This is a genomic window from Pseudomonas sp. Tav-5-1A (assembly GCF_055755055.1).
This window is the reverse complement of sequence record NZ_CM146901.1, coordinates 4,851,136-4,870,599: the sequence shown is the minus strand read 5'-3', so window position 1 is coordinate 4,870,599 and position 19,464 is coordinate 4,851,136. Positions and strand designations below refer to the sequence as shown.

Annotated in this window: 16 protein-coding genes and 2 rRNA genes; 10 read left to right on the top strand and 8 right to left on the bottom strand. The window is 63.4% G+C overall.

The features are described from left to right. Window positions 1-72: 72 nt before the first annotated feature. Window positions 73-2,964 (top strand): 23S ribosomal RNA (locus AC0J42_RS22260). Between the two features lie 142 nt (window positions 2,965-3,106). Beyond that, window positions 3,107-3,222 (top strand): 5S ribosomal RNA (rrf, locus tag AC0J42_RS22255). Between the two features lie 224 nt (window positions 3,223-3,446). On the opposite strand, the gene blaOXA is transcribed toward rrf, so the two are convergent. After that, a complete protein-coding gene (blaOXA, locus tag AC0J42_RS22250) occupies window positions 3,447-4,244 on the bottom strand; it encodes a class D beta-lactamase (RefSeq protein ID WP_473003858.1) in 798 nt (265 codons plus the stop codon). Between the two features lie 129 nt (window positions 4,245-4,373). Between blaOXA and AC0J42_RS22245 the strand changes: the two genes are divergently transcribed. Continuing rightward, entirely contained in the window at window positions 4,374-5,558 is a 1,185-nt protein-coding gene (locus AC0J42_RS22245; RefSeq protein WP_473003856.1) for a CgeB family protein, read from the top strand. Window positions 5,559-5,562: 4 nt separating this feature from the next. Here the strand turns inward: AC0J42_RS22245 and AC0J42_RS22240 are convergent, their stop codons facing one another. Beyond that, window positions 5,563-5,967 (bottom strand): hypothetical protein, encoded by a 405-nt coding sequence (locus AC0J42_RS22240; protein WP_473003854.1) that lies wholly within the window; start codon window positions 5,965-5,967, stop codon window positions 5,563-5,565. A 93-nt stretch (window positions 5,968-6,060) separates the two neighbouring features. Then, window positions 6,061-6,951 (bottom strand): DMT family transporter, encoded by an 891-nt coding sequence (locus tag AC0J42_RS22235; RefSeq protein ID WP_473003853.1) that lies wholly within the window; start codon window positions 6,949-6,951, stop codon window positions 6,061-6,063. Window positions 6,952-7,042: 91 nt separating this feature from the next. On the opposite strand from AC0J42_RS22235, the gene AC0J42_RS22230 reads away from it, so the two are divergent. Further along, window positions 7,043-8,371 (top strand): aminotransferase-like domain-containing protein, encoded by a 1,329-nt coding sequence (locus AC0J42_RS22230; RefSeq protein ID WP_473003852.1) that lies wholly within the window; start codon window positions 7,043-7,045, stop codon window positions 8,369-8,371. A gap of 189 nt (window positions 8,372-8,560) precedes the next feature. Next, a complete protein-coding gene (locus AC0J42_RS22225) occupies window positions 8,561-9,727 on the top strand; it encodes a hypothetical protein (protein ID WP_473003849.1) in 1,167 nt (388 codons plus the stop codon). 6 nt (window positions 9,728-9,733) lie between these two features. On the opposite strand, the gene AC0J42_RS22220 is transcribed toward AC0J42_RS22225, so the two are convergent. Both AC0J42_RS22220 and AC0J42_RS22215 read right to left on the bottom strand, forming a co-directional pair. Further along, window positions 9,734-10,630 (bottom strand): DUF2167 domain-containing protein, encoded by an 897-nt coding sequence (locus AC0J42_RS22220; RefSeq protein WP_473003848.1) that lies wholly within the window; start codon window positions 10,628-10,630, stop codon window positions 9,734-9,736. 115 nt (window positions 10,631-10,745) lie between these two features. Next, the gene (locus AC0J42_RS22215; protein ID WP_473003847.1) at window positions 10,746-11,483 is read right to left on the bottom strand and encodes a substrate-binding periplasmic protein; all 738 of its coding nucleotides are present in this window, start codon (window positions 11,481-11,483) and stop codon (window positions 10,746-10,748) included. Between the two features lie 160 nt (window positions 11,484-11,643). Here AC0J42_RS22215 and dnaX point away from each other — a divergent pair, with 160 nt between their 5' ends. The 4 genes from dnaX to recR all read left to right on the top strand — a co-directional run bounded on the left by dnaX (window position 11,644) and on the right by recR (window position 16,009). Next, window positions 11,644-13,713, top strand: a complete 2,070-nt coding sequence (gene dnaX / locus AC0J42_RS22210; protein ID WP_416425878.1) for a DNA polymerase III subunit gamma/tau — start codon at window positions 11,644-11,646, stop codon at window positions 13,711-13,713. Window positions 13,714-13,786: 73 nt separating this feature from the next. After that, window positions 13,787-14,113 (top strand): YbaB/EbfC family nucleoid-associated protein, encoded by a 327-nt coding sequence (locus AC0J42_RS22205; RefSeq protein ID WP_027981427.1) that lies wholly within the window; start codon window positions 13,787-13,789, stop codon window positions 14,111-14,113. A 191-nt stretch (window positions 14,114-14,304) separates the two neighbouring features. Further along, window positions 14,305-15,339 (top strand): NADP-dependent oxidoreductase, encoded by a 1,035-nt coding sequence (locus AC0J42_RS22200; protein ID WP_473003846.1) that lies wholly within the window; start codon window positions 14,305-14,307, stop codon window positions 15,337-15,339. Between the two features lie 67 nt (window positions 15,340-15,406). Further along, window positions 15,407-16,009, top strand: coding sequence for a recombination mediator RecR (gene recR, locus AC0J42_RS22195; protein ID WP_473003844.1), 603 nt, complete (start codon window positions 15,407-15,409; stop codon window positions 16,007-16,009). Between the two features lie 75 nt (window positions 16,010-16,084). On the opposite strand, the gene AC0J42_RS22190 is transcribed toward recR, so the two are convergent. Next, on the bottom strand, window positions 16,085-16,633 hold the full coding sequence (locus tag AC0J42_RS22190; protein ID WP_416425873.1) for an adenine phosphoribosyltransferase: 549 nt from the start codon (window positions 16,631-16,633) through the stop codon (window positions 16,085-16,087). A 65-nt stretch (window positions 16,634-16,698) separates the two neighbouring features. Next, the gene (gene fnr, locus AC0J42_RS22185) at window positions 16,699-17,433 is read right to left on the bottom strand and encodes a fumarate/nitrate reduction transcriptional regulator Fnr (protein WP_416425871.1); all 735 of its coding nucleotides are present in this window, start codon (window positions 17,431-17,433) and stop codon (window positions 16,699-16,701) included. A gap of 153 nt (window positions 17,434-17,586) precedes the next feature. Here fnr and AC0J42_RS22180 point away from each other — a divergent pair, with 153 nt between their 5' ends. After that, window positions 17,587-18,045, top strand: coding sequence for a hypothetical protein (locus AC0J42_RS22180; RefSeq protein ID WP_473003841.1), 459 nt, complete (start codon window positions 17,587-17,589; stop codon window positions 18,043-18,045). Window positions 18,046-18,055: 10 nt separating this feature from the next. On the opposite strand, the gene hemN is transcribed toward AC0J42_RS22180, so the two are convergent. Then, complete coding sequence (gene hemN, locus AC0J42_RS22175) at window positions 18,056-19,438, bottom strand: oxygen-independent coproporphyrinogen III oxidase (RefSeq protein ID WP_416425868.1); 1,383 nt, start codon at window positions 19,436-19,438, stop codon at window positions 18,056-18,058. Window positions 19,439-19,464: the final 26 nt, after the last annotated feature.

Here is a 19,464-nt window from a genome sequence, read left to right as displayed (position 1 = left end):
TTAATTGAGCAAGCATGCAAATTTTCGGCGAATGTCGTCTTCACAGTATAACCAGATTGCTTGGGGTTATATGGTCAAGTGAAGAAGCGCATACGGTGGATGCCTTGGCAGTCAGAGGCGATGAAAGACGTGGTAGCCTGCGAAAAGCTTCGGGGAGTCGGCAAACAGACTGTGATCCGGAGATGTCTGAATGGGGGAACCCAGCCATCATAAGATGGTTATCTTGTACTGAATACATAGGTGCAAGAGGCGAACCAGGGGAACTGAAACATCTAAGTACCCTGAGGAAAAGAAATCAACCGAGATTCCCTTAGTAGTGGCGAGCGAACGGGGACCAGCCCTTAAGTGGCTTTGAGATTAGCGGAACGCTCTGGAAAGTGCGGCCATAGTGGGTGATAGCCCTGTACGCGAAAATCTCTTGGTCATGAAATCGAGTAGGACGGAGCACGAGAAACTTTGTCTGAATATGGGGGGACCATCCTCCAAGGCTAAATACTACTGACTGACCGATAGTGAACTAGTACCGTGAGGGAAAGGCGAAAAGAACCCCGGAGAGGGGAGTGAAATAGATCCTGAAACCGTATGCGTACAAGCAGTGGGAGCAGACTTGTTCTGTGACTGCGTACCTTTTGTATAATGGGTCAGCGACTTATATTCAGTGGCGAGCTTAACCGAATAGGGGAGGCGTAGCGAAAGCGAGTCTTAATAGGGCGTTTAGTCGCTGGGTATAGACCCGAAACCGGGCGATCTATCCATGGGCAGGTTGAAGGTTAGGTAACACTGACTGGAGGACCGAACCGACTACCGTTGAAAAGTTAGCGGATGACCTGTGGATCGGAGTGAAAGGCTAATCAAGCTCGGAGATAGCTGGTTCTCCTCGAAAGCTATTTAGGTAGCGCCTCATGTATCACTGTAGGGGGTAGAGCACTGTTTCGGCTAGGGGGTCATCCCGACTTACCAAACCGATGCAAACTCCGAATACCTACAAGTGCCGAGCATGGGAGACACACGGCGGGTGCTAACGTCCGTCGTGAAAAGGGAAACAACCCAGACCGTCAGCTAAGGTCCCAAAGTCATGGTTAAGTGGGAAACGATGTGGGAAGGCTTAGACAGCTAGGAGGTTGGCTTAGAAGCAGCCACCCTTTAAAGAAAGCGTAATAGCTCACTAGTCGAGTCGGCCTGCGCGGAAGATGTAACGGGGCTCAAACCATGCACCGAAGCTACGGGTATCACCTTTGGGTGATGCGGTAGAGGAGCGTTCTGTAAGCCTGTGAAGGTGAGTTGAGAAGCTTGCTGGAGGTATCAGAAGTGCGAATGCTGACATGAGTAACGACAATGGGTGTGAAAAACACCCACGCCGAAAGACCAAGGTTTCCTGCGCAACGTTAATCGACGCAGGGTTAGTCGGTCCCTAAGGCGAGGCTGAAAAGCGTAGTCGATGGAAAACAGGTTAATATTCCTGTACTTCCGGTTATTGCGATGGAGGGACGGAGAAGGCTAGGCCAGCTTGGCGTTGGTTGTCCAAGTTTAAGGTGGTAGGCTGGGATCTTAGGTAAATCCGGGATCCTAAGGCCGAGAGCTGATGACGAGTTGCCTTTAGGCGACGAAGTGGTTGATGCCATGCTTCCAAGAAAAGCTTCTAAGCTTCAGATAACCGGGAACCGTACCCCAAACCGACACAGGTGGTTGGGTAGAGAATACCAAGGCGCTTGAGAGAACTCGGGTGAAGGAACTAGGCAAAATGGCACCGTAACTTCGGGAGAAGGTGCGCCGGTGAGGGTGAAGGACTTGCTCCGTAAGCCCATGCCGGTCGAAGATACCAGGCCGCTGCGACTGTTTATTAAAAACACAGCACTCTGCAAACACGAAAGTGGACGTATAGGGTGTGACGCCTGCCCGGTGCCGGAAGGTTAATTGATGGGGTTAGCTAACGCGAAGCTCTTGATCGAAGCCCCGGTAAACGGCGGCCGTAACTATAACGGTCCTAAGGTAGCGAAATTCCTTGTCGGGTAAGTTCCGACCTGCACGAATGGCGTAACGATGGCGGCGCTGTCTCCACCCGAGACTCAGTGAAATTGAAATCGCTGTGAAGATGCAGTGTATCCGCGGCTAGACGGAAAGACCCCGTGAACCTTTACTATAGCTTTGCACTGGACTTTGAATTTGCTTGTGTAGGATAGGTGGGAGGCTTTGAAGCGTGGACGCCAGTTCGCGTGGAGCCATCCTTGAAATACCACCCTGGCAACTTTGAGGTTCTAACTCAGGTCCGTTATCCGGATCGAGGACAGTGTATGGTGGGTAGTTTGACTGGGGCGGTCTCCTCCTAAAGAGTAACGGAGGAGTACGAAGGTGCGCTCAGACCGGTCGGAAATCGGTCGTAGAGTATAAAGGCAAAAGCGCGCTTGACTGCGAGACAGACACGTCGAGCAGGTACGAAAGTAGGTCTTAGTGATCCGGTGGTTCTGTATGGAAGGGCCATCGCTCAACGGATAAAAGGTACTCCGGGGATAACAGGCTGATACCGCCCAAGAGTTCATATCGACGGCGGTGTTTGGCACCTCGATGTCGGCTCATCACATCCTGGGGCTGAAGCCGGTCCCAAGGGTATGGCTGTTCGCCATTTAAAGTGGTACGCGAGCTGGGTTTAGAACGTCGTGAGACAGTTCGGTCCCTATCTGCCGTGGACGTTTGAGATTTGAGAGGGGCTGCTCCTAGTACGAGAGGACCGGAGTGGACGAACCTCTGGTGTTCCGGTTGTCACGCCAGTGGCATTGCCGGGTAGCTATGTTCGGAAAAGATAACCGCTGAAAGCATCTAAGCGGGAAACTTGCCTCAAGATGAGATCTCACTGGAACCTTGAGTTCCCTAAAGGGCCGTCGAAGACTACGACGTTGATAGGTTGGGTGTGTAAGCGCTGTGAGGCGTTGAGCTAACCAATACTAATTGCCCGTGAGGCTTGACCATATAACACCCAAGCAATTTGCGTCGAATGACCAGATTGCGGTGTTGTGAAGATGATACGAACCGAAAGTTTGCATTTCACAAATACCATCACATACCCGATTCGCTGGAATGCTTCCCAAAAAGCATCCTGGCTACAGAATTTCTTGACGACCATAGAGCATTGGAACCACCTGATCCCATCCCGAACTCAGCAGTGAAACGATGCATCGCCGATGGTAGTGTGGGGTTTCCCCATGTGAGAGTAGGTCATCGTCAAGATTAAATTCCGAAACCCCCATCTGCTAACGCAGGTGGGGGTTTTGTCTTTTCTGGCGTTCAACAATATTTCCGGCAACCTCGGACGCGGCCTGCGGCCGCTGCTACGGGGGCGCGTGGGCGCCATGTCAGGTACACCGCACGTAGCAGCGGCCACAGGCCGCGTCCAAAGCCCCCGCGTTACGACCGGGCACCCTGGAAACCTCGGACGCCGCCTTCGGCAGCTGCTACGGGTGGGTTGTTATTGTGGGCCAATCGCGTAGCAGTTCCCCGCGCGCTCGCAATCCTGCTGAAACACCCCCGGCCTGCTCGTCCTGCACCAACCGTACGAACACCACCGTGCGCCCAGCCTTCACGCCCCAGCCCACAAACCATCCATAGCCATGGGCTTCATCGCTCACGCCATTGGCATCGCGTGGGTACGCCATGCCCGTCTTGCCGTGTATTTCCCAACCGTCAGGGCGTTCATCAATCAACGCCAGCCGCGCAGTCATGTCCATAGCATGGCGGCTCACCGGCAACGTGCGGTTCACCAGCCGTTGCAGGAACGCGGCCTGTTCCACCGGCGAGATTTTAAGCGAGGAGCCGATCCAGGCGCGGTCCATGCCGTTGGCTTTGCCCGGGTCGCCAGACAGGTCGGCGTTGCCGTAGCGGAACGCGCGGGTGTAGTGGCCGACCTTGGCGGCGCCCAGCGCATGGGTGATGCGCTGGGAATACCAGACCACCGAGTATTTGATCCAGCGCGCCGGGTCGGTGGGTTGCAGCCAGTTGGCACCACCCCAGTCGGGGTCGCCGGGCTGGTAGTTGAGCAGCGGGGTGTGGGCGTCGTGCAGGTAACCGGCATCAAAGCCCATCAGGCTGATGGCGAGCTTGAAGGTGGAGGCGGGGGTGACCCGGGTGGTGCAGTCGCCGGTTTGCTCGAGGATGGCGGAGGTTTTCGCGTCGGTCACCAGGTTGCACAGGGTGCCGGCATGGGCGGGAAGCGTGGTGAGGGCGGCGAGGATCGCCAAGGTCCGTTTGAACATGGAATTTCCGTTTCTGCTGTAGGGCGAATAGAGCAACTTTAGACTCACGTAGCCGCTGCCGCAGGCTGCGTCTAGGGCCGCCACCCCTGCTATGGTAGGCTTTCGATCTTCACTTTCAGAGACTTTGCCGTGGACGCTGAACATCCCCAATCGGCCGCCCTGGTCGTGGTATTCGAGGCGCCGGTGGTGTCCCGGGACTGCGCCGACGCGCTGCGCACCCTCGGCTTTCGCGTTACCTGCCTGCCCATCACCGAAGATAACGTGATGGGCTTGATGACCAGCCGGCCGGACTATGTGCTGACCATCAACTTCAACCGCTACATCTCCGAAGTCTGTGAACTGCTGAAGGTAACCTACCTGGCGTGGGTCATCGATACGCCGTGCTATCCGCTCTACGACGGTGCCGTCAAGCATTCGCACAGTTTCACCTTCGCCTACGACGCGGCCATTGCCCAGCGCTTGAGGGCGCGTGGGGTGCGGCAGATTTATCATTTGCCGGTGGCCGCCAACCCGGCGCGCATCCAGCAGCTCCAGCAACAAGGCGCGGCCATGGACCTTGTGCACGACATCAGTTTTGTCGCCAACCTGACCAGGACCGAGTACGCCTCGCTGATCCAGCCCAGGTTATCGCCAAGCACCAGCGCTCGCTGCGCGGCGTTGATCCAGTCGTTGGACCAACCCAGCGCAACCTTTACCCTGGCCGAGCACATCGACGAGGCGCTGATTGCCGACGTCAACCGGGAATCCGGCTACGGGCTCACCGGCGAACACTTGCTCAGCCCCGCGGAAAAGCTGGCTTACCTGCTCGCGCGCGAACACTCCTGGCAAGAGCGAATTGGCCTGGTGCGCCAGGTTGAACAGCGTTTCGACCTGCGGGTGTACGGCAACAGCGAATGGGAAGGGCAGATTCAGGGCTATGCCGGGCACGCGGATCATTTCGAGACGATGCCGAAGATTTTCCAGCAGTCGAAGATCAACCTCAACCTCAGCCGCTCGTTCGTCGAGTACGGGCTGCCAATGCGCATTTTCGATGTGCTGAGTTGCGGCGGTTTCCTGCTGACCAACGACAAGCAGGACCTGGGCAGGCTGTTCACCAACGGCAAGGACCTGGTGATTTTCCGTGACACCCAGGACCTGCTGGAGATTTGCGCCTATTACCTGGAACACGAAGACGAGCGCCAGGCCATTGCGCGGCAGGGGGCGGCGACACTGCGCGAGCAGCATACCTACCTGCTGCGCATGATCGACCTGTTCACCACCGTGCAGGCTGTGCAGGGCGGGCAGCCCATGCCCTTGAGCCGTTGGTACGCCTAGGTTGTCAGCGCCCGCCGTGCGGGTGCGGGGCGTCCACTAGCAATGTGGCGCCAAGCAGCCGGATACGGCTTTCGGAGTGGTAGGCGCCATCGTCGTTGTAGCGCAGGTAGGCCCGCCCGCATGCGCTGCACTGCCACACCCCGCATTGGTTGTAGGGGTAATACAGCGGCGCGATGGGCGCTTGCGCTGACCAGTAACTGGTGCCTGTGGGGTGGTATTCGTCAAGCGTGGCCTGGTCGGCGTCGAACTGCGCAAGGGTGCCTACCTGGGTGAACTGGGCTTCGCGCAAGGTCACCGGCCAGCCCTCCCACCCCACCAGGGGTTTGGCGATACAGCTACAGGGAATGGTAACGGCGGCGGTTTTCTCGGCGAGGGCGAGCAGGGCGGCGTAATCCATTACAGTCGGCATAGGCATCCTTGGCAGGGAAGAAGATTGACCGTTGTGCGCCTCTACACTGCTTGGCGCGGTGCTCGAGTGTCAAGCAAGATGCAAGTGCTGGCCTCAGCGCCCGAACCGCCGCACCCCGGCCACACAGCCAATCACTCCCACCGTCACCCCCAGCATTCCCCAGCTCACTTGCTCCCCGAGCACCGTCGCTGCCAACGCCAGGCCGAAGAACGGTTGCAGCAACTGCAGTTGCCCCACTGTCGCGATGCCACCCTGGGCCAGGCCGCGGTACCAGAACACAAAGCCGATGAACATGCTGAACAACGCCACGTAGCCCAGGCTCAGCCAGCCGGCCAGGTGCACGTTGGCGAAGCTGGGCGGCATCAGCAGCGCAGTGGCCACGGCCATGAAGGGCAGGGCCAGCACCAGCGCCCAGGAGATCACCTGCCAGCCGCCCAGGCTGCGCGACAGGGCAGCGCCCTCGGCGTAGCCCAGGCCGCAGATCAGCACCGCGCAGAGCATCAGGAGGTCGCCCAGGGGCTCGGCTGACACTCCCTGCGCCATGGCGTAGCCGACCACCAGCAGGGCACCGATCACCGAGAACAGCCAGAACGCCGGCCGCGGCCGCTCGCCGCCGCGCAGCACGGCAAACATTGCCGTGGCCATGGGCAGCAGGCCGAGGAAGACGATGGAATGGGCAGAGGTGACATGGCGCAGCGCCAGGGCCGTTAGCAGCGGGAAGCCGACCACCACGCCCAGCGCCACGATGCCCAACGAGAACAGCTGTCCACGCCCCGGGCGCCGCTCCTTGAACCACAGTAACACGGCCAGGGCCAACAACCCCGCCAGCGTGGCGCGGGCAACGGTGAGGAACAGCGGGTCGAAATCCAGCACCGCCAGGCGCGTGGCGGGCAGCGAGCCGCTGAAGATCAGCACGCCGATGAAACCGTTGAGCCAGCCGCTGGAGGGCTTGGCGAAGGGGGCGGTGGTGCTGGTGCGTTCCATGGCGTTTCCTGAAGGGAGTGGGGATTGCAAGCGATCCATCCTAGGAGCGAAAATCAGCACAATCAAATGATTGTCATGGATACATCTGCCTATGGCCCGCGCTCGTTATAAGCAACTGGTGGACAGTTTTGCTGCTGACATTCATGCCGGCCGCCTGCTGCCGGGAACGCGCTTGCCTACCCATCGCGAGTTGGCCGGCGAGCATGGCCTGGCGCTGGTGACGGCGACGCGGGTGTACGCCGAGCTGGCGAGCATGGGCCTGGTCAGTGGCGAGACCGGCCGCGGCACTTTCGTGCGCGACACCCAGTTGCCCGCCGGCCACGGCGTGGATCAGGCGCCCGTGGCCGCCGGCATGCTCGACCTCAATTTCAATTACCCCTCCATGCCCGGCCAGGCCGACAGGCTGCGCACTGCGCTGCGCAACCTCGCCACCGCCGGCGACCTGGAGGCGCTGCTGCGTTACCAGCCCCACGCCGGCCGGCCGCTGGAGCGCGCAGCGATGGCGGGGTACCTGCAGGCCCAGGGGCTGGAGGTGAGCGCCGAACAGACGCTGATTGTCACGGGCGCCCAGCACGGCCTGGCCGTGACGGTGATGGGGCTGCTGCAGCCCGGTGACGTGGTGGCAGTGGATGCCTTGACCTACCCGGGGTTCAAGATTGTCGCCGAGGCCCATCGGGTGGAACTGGTGCCGATCCCGGTGAAAGGGCAAGGGCCTGACCTCGAGGCGCTGGATGCGCTGTGCCAGCGCCGTCGCGTGCGGGCGCTGTACTGCATGCCGACCCTGCAGAACCCGCTGGGATGGGTGATGGAAGGCGCGCAGCGTGAACAGCTGGTGGCAGTGGCGCGTCGGCATGATCTGATAGTGATCGAGGACGCTGCCTACGCCTTTCTGGTAGAGGACGCACCGCCACCCTTGGCCACCTTCGCGCCGGAACGCACGGTCTATGTGTCGGGATTTTCCAAGAGCGTGGCCACCGGCCTGCGGGTGGGCTTCGTGGCGGCGCCGCTACCGTGGGTGGCGGCCATCGAGCGGATGATCCGCGCCACCCACTGGAACACCCCGGGGGTGATGACGGCCATCGCCTGCCAGTGGCTGAAGGACGGCACGGTCAGCCAGTGCGAGGCCTACAAGCGCCAGGACGCACGGGGCCGGCAAGTCCTGGCAGGGCAGGTGCTCAAGGGCATGCCGCTGGTGCGCCACCCTGCGTCCTACTTCATCTGGCTGCCGCTGCCCGAAGAACTGCGCGCCGACCAGGTGGCCGTGGCGCTGTTGCGCGAGCAGGTGGCGGTGTCGACCGCCGAGCCGTTCGCCACCTCGGCGCACGTGCCCCACGCCATCCGATTGGCGCTGGGCTCGGTGGACATGGGCGCGCTGCGCCATGCCCTGGAGCGCGTACGCCACGTGGTGGGCACTTACTAACCCCGTAGCAGCGGCCCCAGGCCGCGTCCTTGGCACCGCCTTGCCGCGGACGCGGCCTGGCGCGTTTGTAGGAAGCGCACTTCAAGGGCTTCGGAAATTTCACGCTTTTGCTTGGGACTCGTCCGGCTTCCTCGCCACGGCGGGGGCTCTACAGTGGTGGCACTGTAAAAGCCACCCGAGACCAGCCCCATGACCGAACACCCAGGCCTGTATATCGAGTACCTGGACGCCGACCCCGAGACACGTGCCCTGTGCCTGCGCTACTGGCGCCTGGACGCCGACAGCGGGCGGTTCGCCGAGACCGTGGCGCGCATCTACCGCGACGAAGGCCTGAGCCAGTCCGAGCTGACGGCCGTGGTGCGGCGTCATTCCCGGGCCTGGTCCACGGTGATGAAATGCGCACGCTGCGCCGAGCCGCTGCTGTTCGCCACCCGTACCGATTTCATTTCCCGCAGCGAGGGGCGGCCGTTTCGCTGCGACGCATGCCAGGCCAGCGAACAGGAACAACTGGCCATCGCCAAGCGCCTGCGCATCGTGCAGGCGTTCGAGCAGGCCATGGCCGAGGGGCGGCCGCTGTCGGCGCTGGCGCCACGCCACTGCCTGTACCTGCTGGCCTTGCTGAAGTACGCCGGCAGCGAGGACCTGTCGCACATCCGCCCCTACTGCCAGGTGCGCCAGGAACGGTTGACGCCCCAGCGCGACATGGACCGGGAGTTGATCAATGACCTGTGGCGCGCGGGGGTGATCGCCGTGGACCCGGCCTCGGACCCGGCCGCCATCGACCTGGACAAGGACCAGAACGCCCGCGTGCACTTCAATGAAGTGCGCTGGCTGCCCATCGTGCCGGGCCTTGCCGGGCCTGCGCTATACGAGGTGCTGGAGCATCACGTCCTGCACCCTGATTTCCTCCTCGCCGGGGCAACGGAGCTGCGCGCCTGCTGCGACGAACTGGCGTTGCTGGAATGCCTGGCGTTTCTGGAGATGGCCCTGGAGGAGTACCGCCTGGGCTACCGCGCCGGCGACAAGACCCGAGCCATGATCGTCACGGCGTTGCGCAGCTATACCGTGGCCCAGGTGTGCAACGTGCTGTACCGGGCAGCTCGGGATGCCGCGGCGTTCTACCAGCGTGGCGGGGTCAGCCGCGACCATGCGGCCAAGACCGTGGTGGGCAGTTTCGAGCGCCTGATGGAGAAAACCATGGCCAATGAATGGATCGTCACGCCGTTCCGGCGCAACTTCAACCTGCCGCAGTCGGTGCTCAGCCGCCTGATCTACAACCGCATGCTGGGCACCGACGACGGCGGCTTCAGCCATAGCACCGAGGCGTTGCTGGGGCCTGCCGCCGTGGCGTCGTGATGGCCTTCAGCGCTGGCGGCTGAACAGCTTGCGCAGGAACGCCGCGACGGCCACCACGCCGATGATCACGAACTTCTTCAGCGCCAGCAGCATCAGCCCCAGCTTGGCGAACAAGCCGGCCTTGCTGGCCACGCCGCCCGCCACCAGCGCGGCCAGGCCGTAGGCGGCCAGCTTGTCGGTGGCCGGGCTGTAGTCGGCGTAGCGGTTGCCGTCGGTGAAATCGGCGAAGCCCATCACCTGGGGCAGTTCGCGCTTGATGGTCGGCAGGTCGCTCATGGCGGCCACGGCGTTGAGTTCCAGCACGCCTTTGCGCCCCAGCACGCGAATGCTGTAGTTCAGGCTGTTGACGTCGGCGTGCTCGGCCTTCAGTTCCTTGGCCCAGTAGATCTTGTGGCTCTGTTGGTCGTAGTGCGGCGGTTCGGCCCAGCCCACCAGGGTAATGCCGTCGTAGCCTTGCTCGTGGCGCGCCTTGTTGTCGTCCTCGTCCTCGGCCTGCATGTCCTTGAGCAACTGGTTGTAGTCGATCTTGGCCGCGTCATCGTCGGCGATGTGGCCGTCCTCGGTGTAGCTGACGATCACGCCCCAGCCGCCTTCGGACAGCAGGTTGGTGGCCTTCGGCACGATCATGCCCAGGGTCTTGATGCCGGGCGGGTTGCCCCAGCCGATGTTCAGCACGCGCTCGGTGTCGCCGGGGGACAGGTAATAGAAATCGTCGTTGAGCGTCAGGGTGGCGATATCGCCCGGCAGCTGGACAGTGCCGTGCTGGGGCTTGAGCGAAGCCAGCAGTTGTTCGGCGGTCATGGCCGGGTGGGTTTGTGCGGCGGCGGGCGGCGCATCGGCGTAGGCGGGGAGTTGCACGGCGCACAGCAACGCCGCGGCCAGCAGGGGGCGCAGGTATTTCATTGTAGTCCCTTACATTTTGAATCAATTTGTCGAGGATGATACAACAATCCGTAGCAGCTGCCGAAGGCTGCGTCCCCGGTAGCGCGCGGGGAGCTGACGCAGCCTTCGGCAGCTGCTACGGGGTTCCGGTGTAGTGCTGCACCAGTTGGTCGATCTCGCCGGACATCTTCATGCGCAGCAGGGTGCGCAATATCCGTTGCACCGGCACCGCCGGGTCGTTGCGCACGTAGCAGCCCAGCGCCTGCTCCTCGACGAAGGCCACTGGCTTGAGCTGCTGGGCCGGCGGCAATTGCCGGTTGAACCAGTCCAGGGACAGCTTGTTGGTCATGGCGTAGCGGTAGCGGCGCGCCAGCAGCTTCTGCAGCACCTGGTCCTGGCCGCGGGCGTCGTCGCGGACCAGTTGGCCGCTGGCCAGGCGCGCCTGCAGGGCGTCATAGGTGTAGCCCAGCACGGTGCCGATGGGCTGGGCGGGCAGGGTGTCGAGGTTCACGGGCTGGCTGTCGTCGGCGCGGGCCACCAGGTAGTCGCGCTGGGTGACCAGCGGCAGGCTCCATATATAGTCGCCCGACAGCCCCGGCAGCCATGACTGGGCGGCGTAGCAGCGCACGTCCACGTCGCCATGCTCCATGGCCGCCTGCAGGCGCAGGCGGGCGATGACGTGGAATTCGGCGGGCGCCCCCACCTGGCGCGCCAGGCTCTGCATCATGTCGTACAGGATGCCCTGGGTGGGGGCGCCATTGGTCACTTGCACCAGGGGCATGGTCCAGCTTTCGGCGATGGAAAAGCGCAGCGGCGCGGGCGCCCCCAGGCATTGGCCGGCAATCAGCAGCAGCGCGGTCAAGGTCAGGCGCATCGGCGTCTCCATGCCGTAAAAACGCGTACAAGCCATCAGCTTAGCCACTATCTGGCCTTCGTCATGCCCGGTGACGCTTGATCGGCAAGCATTGGATGCATTTTTGCCCCTGCTCCGCTACGATTAGCGGTCTTTGGCATTCTAGTTGCGACGGTTTTCGATGAGTTATCAGGTTCTTGCCCGTAAATGGCGTCCGCGCTCCTTCCGCGAAATGGTTGGCCAGACCCATGTGCTCAAGGCTCTGATCAATGCGCTGGACAACCAGCGCCTGCACCACGCCTACCTGTTCACCGGTACCCGCGGCGTGGGCAAGACCACCATCGCCCGTATCATCGCCAAGTGCGTGAACTGCGAAACTGGCATTACCTCCACGCCGTGCGGCGAATGTTCGGTGTGCCGCGAGATCGACGAGGGTCGCTTCGTCGACCTGATCGAGATCGACGCCGCCAGCCGCACCAAGGTCGAGGACACCCGCGAGCTGCTCGACAACGTGCAGTACGCCCCGAGCCGCGGACGCTTCAAGGTCTACCTGATCGACGAAGTGCACATGCTGTCCAGCCACTCGTTCAACGCCTTGCTGAAAACGCTGGAAGAGCCGCCGCCCTACGTCAAGTTCATCCTCGCCACCACCGACCCGCAGAAGCTGCCGGCCACCATCCTGTCGCGCTGCCTGCAGTTCTCCCTGAAGAACATGACCCCGGAGCGGGTGGTCGAACACCTCAGCCACGTGCTGGGCGCCGAACAGGTGCCGTTCGAGGACGACGCCCTGTGGCTGCTGGGCCGCGCCGCCGATGGCTCCATGCGCGACGCCATGAGCCTCACCGACCAGGCCATTGCCTTCGGTGAAGGCAAGGTACTGGCCGCTGACGTGCGTGCCATGCTCGGCACCCTGGACCACGGCCAGGTCTACGGCGTGCTGCAGGCGTTGCTCGAAGGCGACGCCCGTGCACTGCTGGAAGCCGTGCGCCACCTGGCCGAACAGGGCCCGGACTGGAACGGCGTGCTGGCGGAAATGCTCAACGTGCTGCACCGCGTGGCCGTGGCCCAGGCGTTGCCGGAGGCCGTGGACAACGGCCACGGCGACCGTGACCGCGTATTGGCGGTGGCCCAGGCGCTGCCGGCCGAGGACGTACAGTTTTATTACCAGATGGGCCTGATTGGCCGTCGTGACCTGCCGCTGGCACCGGACCCGCGCAGCGGCTTCGAGATGGTGCTGCTGCGCATGCTGGCCTTCCGCCCGGCGGATACCGGCGATGCTCCCAGGCCGGTGCTAAAGCCGGTGGGGACCAGCCAAGCCACGGCTGAGTCCCCGCAAGCCCCGGCTGCCGCGCCCACCGTGGCGGCCATTGCCGCCCCCGCACCGGCCCCTGTCGCGCCACCGCCCGCACCGGTGGTGGCGCCGCCCGCGCCTGCACCCACCCCTGAGCCACCGGCCCAGCCAGCGCCGGCCGTGGCCGATGTCGACCTGCCGTGGAACGAGCCGGCGCCCATCGAGCCGCCGCCCGCCGCCCAGGTGGAGCCGGACCCGTTGCCGGTGCCCCTGGAAGAACCCCTGCTGGACGTGGTCGCCGAACAGCCGGCGCTCACGCCCATGCCGACGCCGGTGCCCGCCAGCGTGGTGCCGCCGGCCCCGGAAATGGACGTGCCACCCATCGAGTACCTGCCCGCCGGCATGGACCGCGACGACGAGCCGCCGATGGACGAGGACTACTACGCGCCGGACATGGACGCCGGGGGCTACAGCTACCTGGACGAACTGGCCAGCGAGAGCGCGCCCGAGCCGGTTGCCGCCCCCGAGCCGCTGCCAGCCTCCAAGCCGGCCACCGGCCTGGCCCTGCAATGGCTCGAACTGTTCCCCAAGCTGCCGATTTCCGGCATGACCGGCAGCATCGCCGCCAACTGCACCCTGATTGCCGTGGACGGCGACCACTGGCTGCTGCACCTGGACCCGGCCCACAGCGCGCTGTTCAACGCCACCCAGCAGCGCCGCCTGAACGAGGCGCTGAACCAGTACCACGGCCGCACCCTGACGCTGACCATGGAGCTGATCCGCCCCGAGCAGGAAACCCCGGCCCAGGCGGCGTCGCGTCGCCGCGCCGAGCGCCAGGGCGAAGCCGAGGCCTCGATCCATGGCGATCCGTTCATCCAGCAGATGATTCGCCAGTTCGGCGCGGTGGTGCGTGAGGATACTATTGAACCTGTCGACGCTTTGGTCAGCCAAAGCCAGTAACCCGTTAACCACGCGCGGTGCCTCCTGAGCGAGGCGCCGTGCGGCCAACCAAACAACCGATGAGGTGATCCCCATGATGAAAGGTGGCATGGCCGGCCTGATGAAGCAGGCGCAGCAGATGCAGGAAAAAATGGCCAAGATGCAGGAAGAACTGGCCAACGCCGAAGTGACCGGTCAATCCGGCGCCGGCCTGGTGAGCGTGGTGATGACCGGTCGTCACGACGTCAAGCGCATCAGCCTGGATGACAGCCTGATGCAGGAAGACAAGGAAGTGCTGGAAGACCTGATCGCCGCCGCCGTCAACGACGCCGTGCGCAAGATCGAAGCCAACAGCCAGGAAAAAATGGGCGGCATGACCGCTGGCATGCAACTGCCTCCAGGTTTCAAGATGCCGTTCTAAGGCACCTTGCGCTGCACCCCAATGCCAGGCACCCGCCTGGCATTGTCATTTCAGCCCCGTAGCAGCGGCCGCCAGGCCGCGTCAGGGGGTAACGCGGTGCCCGGGACGCGGCCTTCGGCCGCTGCTACGGGGAACGTCGGGGGGCGTGGTAGGGTCTGCATCTGTATTGCCCTCTACCAAGGAGCCCTTCGATGTCACAGGACCTCACCCTCAACCAGCGCATCGTGCTGGTGTCGCGCCCCAAGGGCGCCCCCACCCCGGAAAACTTCCGCCTGGAGCGCGTGGCGCTGCCGGACCTTGAAGACGGCCAGGTGCTGCTGCGCACCCTCTACCTGTCGCTGGACCCCTACATGCGTGGGCGCATGAGCGACGCGCCGTCCTACGCCGCGCCGGTGCAGATCGACGAGGTGATGACCGGCGGCGCCGTGAGCGTGGTCGAGCAGTCGCGCCACCCCAAATACCACGTGGGCGACCAGGTGGTGGGCATGACCGGCTGGCAGAGCCACAGCATCTCCAACGGCGACGACCTCATCGTGCTGCCCGCCGGCATCCCTAACCCGTCCCTGGCCCTGGGCGTGCTGGGCATGCCCGGCATGACTGCCTACATGGGGCTGATGCACATCGGCGAGCCCAAGGCCGGTGAAACCCTGGTGGTGGCCGCAGCGTCCGGCGCCGTGGGTTCGGTGGTGGGGCAGGTGGCCAAGCTCAAGGGCTTGAAAGTGGTGGGTGTGGCCGGCGGTGCCGACAAGTGCCGCTACGTGGTGGACGAACTGGGCTTCGATGCCTGCCTTGACCACAAGTCGCCAACCTTCGCCCAGGACCTGGCCGCCACTTGCGACCAGGGCATCGACATCTATTTCGAGAACGTCGGCGGCGCGGTGTTCGACGCGGTGATGCCGCTGCTCAACCCCTGCGCGCGCATTCCGGTGTGTGGCCTGATCGCCCAGTACAACGCCACGGAACTGCCGGCTGGCCCCGACCGCTTGTCGCTGCTGCCACGGCTGCTGCTGACCAAACGCATCCGCATGCAGGGCTTTATCGTCTTCGATGACTTCGGCGACCGCCAGGCCGAATTCACTGCGGCCATGCTGCCCTGGGTGCGGGACGGCAAGGTGCGCTTCCGCGAGGACGTGGTGGACGGCCTGGAGAATGCCCCCGAGGCGTTCATCGGCCTGCTGCAAGGGCGCAACTTCGGCAAGCTGGTGGTCAAAGTGTCAGAGGCGTGAGCATTTGACGCCACCCGGAGGCGCGGGTATAAACCGCGTCTCGTTGTTTTTGTCAGGCGTTTACCCCATGAGCTTCAGCCCACTGATCCGCCAACTGATCGACGCCCTGCGCACCTTGCCAGGCGTGGGTCAGAAATCCGCCCAACGCATGGCGCTGCAACTGCTGGAGCGTGACCGCAGCGGCGGCACCCGGCTGGCCCAGGCCTTGAGCCAGGCCATGGAAGGCGTGGGCCACTGCCGCCTGTGCCGCACGCTGACCGAGCAGGACCTGTGCCCGCAATGCGCCGACCACCGCCGTGACGACACCCTGCTGTGCGTGGTGGAAGGCCCGGTGGACGTGTATGCGGTGGAGCAGACCGGCTACCGTGGCCGCTACTTCGTGCTCAAGGGTCACCTGTCGCCGCTGGACGGCCTGGGCCCGGAGGCCATCGGCATTCCGCAACTGATGGCGCGCATCGAAGCGCAGGGCACCTTCATCGAGGTGATCCTGGCCACCAACCCTACGGTTGAAGGCGAGGCCACGGCCCATTACATCGCCCAGCTGCTGGCCAGCAAGGGCCTGGTGGCCTCGCGCATTGCCCACGGCGTGCCGCTGGGTGGCGAGCTGGAGATGGTCGACGGCGGCACGCTGGCGCATTCGTTTGCCGGGCGCAAGCCGATCAGTCTTTGAATTGGCGGTGCGGCGGACGCGGCCTGCGGCCGCTGCTACACAACCCGTAGCAGCGGCCGCAGGCCGCGTCTGGCATTACATGTCGGTCAACGCAAAGTTGGTCAGGCAGAACGTCGGAATGCCCATGTCTTCCAGGCGCTGGGAACCCAGCAGCTCCGGCAGGTCGATGATCGCGCTGGCTTCATGCACGCGCGCGCCCATGCGGCGCACCAGGTTGGCGGCGGCGATCAGGGTGCCGCCGGTGGCGATCAGGTCGTCGAACAGAATCACCGAGTCGCCTTCGCACAGGCTGTCGGCGTGCACTTCCAGGAACGCTTCGCCGTATTCGGTCTTGTAGCCCTCGGCCAGCACGTCGGCGGGCAGCTTGCCCTGCTTGCGGAACAGGATCAGCGGCTTGTTCAGCTCGTGGGCGACGATGGAGCCGATCAGGAAGCCGCGGGCGTCCATGGCGCCGATGTGGGTGAAGTCGGCGTCGATGTAGCGGTGCACGAAGCTGTCGATCACCATGCGCAGCGCCTTGGGCGACTGGAACAGTGGGGTGATGTCACGGAAGATGACACCGGGCTTGGGGAAGTCCACGACGGGGCGGATCAGGGATTTGAAGCTGAAGGTATCGATAACCATCGTGGGAAGGTCCTGGCAGGCAAAATATGCCCGCCAGTATACCTGTTCGATCGGTCAGGTCGAAATCAGGCTTCCAGGGTGCCGCCGGCCAGGGCGCACAACTGGATGGGGTCGAGGATGTGGATCTCCTTGCCCTCGGCGGCAATCAGCTCGCTTTGCTGGAAGCGCGTGAACACCCGCGACACCGTCTCCACGGCCAGGCCCAGGTAATTGCCGATCTCGTTGCGCGACATGCTCAGGCGGAACTGGTTGGCCGAGAAGCCGCGGGCGCGGAACCGCGCCGAGAGGTTGACCAGGAACGTGGCGATCCGTTCGTCGGCGGATTTCTTCGACAGCAGCAACATCATCTGCTGGTCGTCGCGAATCTCCCGGCTCATGACGCGCATCAGCTGGCGCCGCAGCTGCGGCAATTGCACGCTTAGTTCGTCCAGGCGTTCGAAGGGTATTTCGCACACCGAGGTAGTTTCCTGGGCCTGTGCGGTGACCGGGTAGGCCTCCGCGTCCATGCCCGACAGGCCCACCAGTTCGCTGGGCAGGTGGAAGCCGGTGATCTGCTCTTCGCCACCGTCGCTGAGGCTGAAGGTTTTCAGCGCGCCGGAGCGCACGGCGTACACGGAACCGAAGCGGTCGCCCTGGCGGAACAGGTATTCGCCTTTCTTCAGCGGGCGGCCACGCTTGACGATCTCGTCCAGGGCGTCCATGTCTTCCAGGTTCAACGAAAGGGGCAGGCACAGGGGTGCCAGGCTGCAATCCTTGCAGTGGGCCTGAGTGACAGTACGTACTTTTACTGGCTCGGACATCAGTTCAAATCCTTTGGAAAAACACACAATGACTGTAAGGGTACGCTTTTGAAACGTATGAGACCAGCCGCGGTTTAGTCATGGAAAGCGCCTCATGTTATTTATTTCATTGTCGATACAAATGACATCACGCTATCCGCATGGAGCCTTGCGATGCTCACTTTCGACCCGCGCAACACGCCGACCACCAGTCAATGGCAGATTCATGACAGTAATCCGCAGCCCGCGGCCAGCAATGATGGCACCGAGCCTGCAGCCACGCCGGCGGTGTCCGTGACCCTGTCTGCGGTAGGGGTGAGCAAGGCCGCGAGCCAAAGTAACAATAAGGACATAGAGGAAAGCGGGTTGCCGCCGACCATCCAGCAAACCCTGAAAATGATCCGCGAATTGAAGAAGCAGTTGGCCGAGAAAATGGCCGAGCTGCAGGCCCTGGTCAACGACAAGGACTTGCCCGCGCAGCAGCGCCAGGCACGCATGGCCGCGCTGCAAAGCGCGATCAACGCCATCAACGCGGCGCTGTTGGTGGCCACCAACAGCCTGGGGCAGGCCATGAAGGATCAGAACCTGTCGCCCGAGCAGGTGATCCAGGCCGGGGCGCTGGCGGCGAAGTAAGCCGGCGAGCTCAGATGACACGGGAGAAACGCTGGCGGTTGTGCGGTTCAAGGTGTGCGTCGAACAGCATGCACAATGAGCGCACCAGCAGGCGGCCCACGGGGCGTACGGTCATGCCCGCGTCGTTCAATTCAATCAGGCCATCGGCGGCCATGGCCTGCAGTTGCGGCCAGATGTCGGCGAAGTAGCCGCGAAAATCCACGTTGAAGCGTTGTTCGATGTCGGCAAACGCCAGCTCGAAGTGGCAGATCAGCTGCTGGATCACCGCCCGCCGCAGGCGGTCATCGGCGCTGCAGCCCAGGCCGCGGGCGGTGGCCAGCTGGGCATCGGCCAGGGCCGCCTGGTACTCGTTGAGGTCGCTGCTGTTCTGGCTGTAGAGGTCACCCACCTGGCTGATGGCTGACACGCCGAGGCCGATCAGGTCGCAATGGCCGTGGGTGGTGTAGCCCTGGAAGTTGCGCTGCAGCTGGCCTTCTTCCTGGGCGATGGCCAGGTCGTCATCGGGCAGGGCGAAATGGTCCATGCCGATGTAGCGGTAGCCGGCGCCGGTCAGCTGCTCGATGGTGCGCTGCAGCATCTGCAGTTTTACCCCCGGCGGTGGCAGCTCGACGTGGTCGATGCGCCGCTGGGGCATGAAGCGCTCGGGCAGGTGCGCGTAATTGAACACCGAGAGGCGGTCGGGCTGCAGCTGGATCACCTCGTCGACGGTGCGCCCGAAGCTCTCGACGCTCTGGCGCGGCAGGCCGTAAATCAGGTCCAGGTTCACCGAGCGGTACTGCAGGGTGCGCGCGGCCTCGATGATGGCGCGGGTCTCCTCCAGGCTCTGCAGGCGGTTCACCGCGCGCTGCACCTGCGGGTCGAAGTCCTGCACGCCGATGCTGACGCGGTTGAAACCCAGCTCGCGCAGCAGGCCCATGGTCGACCAGTCGGCCTCGCGCGGGTCGATCTCGATGCCGTAGTCGCCACTATCGTCCAGGCGCAGGTTGAAGTGGCTGCGCAGGGTGGCCATCAGCTGGCGCAGTTCGTCATGGCTGAGAAAGGTCGGCGTGCCGCCGCCCAGGTGCAACTGCTGCACGGGCTGGCGCGGGTCCAGGTGGCAGGCGATCAGCTGGATTTCCTGTTCCAGGCGTTGCAGGTAGGGCTGGGCGCGACCGCGGTCCTTGGTGATGACCTTGTTGCAGGCGCAGTAGTAGCAAATGTGCGCGCAGAACGGCAGGTGCACGTACAGCGACAACGGGCGCATGGCCTTGCGGCTGTCGCGCAGGGCATGCAGCAGGTCGAATGAGCCAACCTGGTTGTTGAATTGAACCGCGGTTGGGTAGGACGTGTAGCGCGGGCCTGGCTGATCGTGACGGCGGATCAGGTCAGCGTCCCAGACAAGGGTATCGAGCATGCGGGTTCCCCGGGTTTGCGTGCATG

Bases quoted from the DNA above. Each gene is read 5' to 3' on its own strand.
- recR (WP_473003844.1), top strand. From the start codon at position 15,407: ATGAGCTTCAGCCCACTGATCCGCCAACTGATCGACGCCCTGCGCACC.
- AC0J42_RS22190 (WP_416425873.1), bottom strand. From the start codon at position 16,633: ATGGTTATCGATACCTTCAGCTTCAAATCCCTGATCCGCCCCGTCGTG.
- AC0J42_RS22230 (WP_473003852.1), top strand. From the start codon at position 7,043: ATGGCCCGCGCTCGTTATAAGCAACTGGTGGACAGTTTTGCTGCTGAC.
- AC0J42_RS22215 (WP_473003847.1), bottom strand. From the start codon at position 11,483: ATGCGCCTGACCTTGACCGCGCTGCTGCTGATTGCCGGCCAATGCCTG.
- AC0J42_RS22235 (WP_473003853.1), bottom strand. From the start codon at position 6,951: ATGGAACGCACCAGCACCACCGCCCCCTTCGCCAAGCCCTCCAGCGGC.
- fnr (WP_416425871.1), bottom strand. From the start codon at position 17,433: ATGTCCGAGCCAGTAAAAGTACGTACTGTCACTCAGGCCCACTGCAAG.
- blaOXA (WP_473003858.1), bottom strand. From the start codon at position 4,244: ATGTTCAAACGGACCTTGGCGATCCTCGCCGCCCTCACCACGCTTCCC.
- AC0J42_RS22205 (WP_027981427.1), top strand. From the start codon at position 13,787: ATGATGAAAGGTGGCATGGCCGGCCTGATGAAGCAGGCGCAGCAGATG.
- hemN (WP_416425868.1), bottom strand. From the start codon at position 19,438: ATGCTCGATACCCTTGTCTGGGACGCTGACCTGATCCGCCGTCACGAT.
- dnaX (WP_416425878.1), top strand. From the start codon at position 11,644: ATGAGTTATCAGGTTCTTGCCCGTAAATGGCGTCCGCGCTCCTTCCGC.
- AC0J42_RS22180 (WP_473003841.1), top strand. From the start codon at position 17,587: ATGCTCACTTTCGACCCGCGCAACACGCCGACCACCAGTCAATGGCAG.
- AC0J42_RS22240 (WP_473003854.1), bottom strand. From the start codon at position 5,967: ATGCCGACTGTAATGGATTACGCCGCCCTGCTCGCCCTCGCCGAGAAA.
- AC0J42_RS22225 (WP_473003849.1), top strand. From the start codon at position 8,561: ATGACCGAACACCCAGGCCTGTATATCGAGTACCTGGACGCCGACCCC.
- AC0J42_RS22220 (WP_473003848.1), bottom strand. From the start codon at position 10,630: ATGAAATACCTGCGCCCCCTGCTGGCCGCGGCGTTGCTGTGCGCCGTG.
- AC0J42_RS22200 (WP_473003846.1), top strand. From the start codon at position 14,305: ATGTCACAGGACCTCACCCTCAACCAGCGCATCGTGCTGGTGTCGCGC.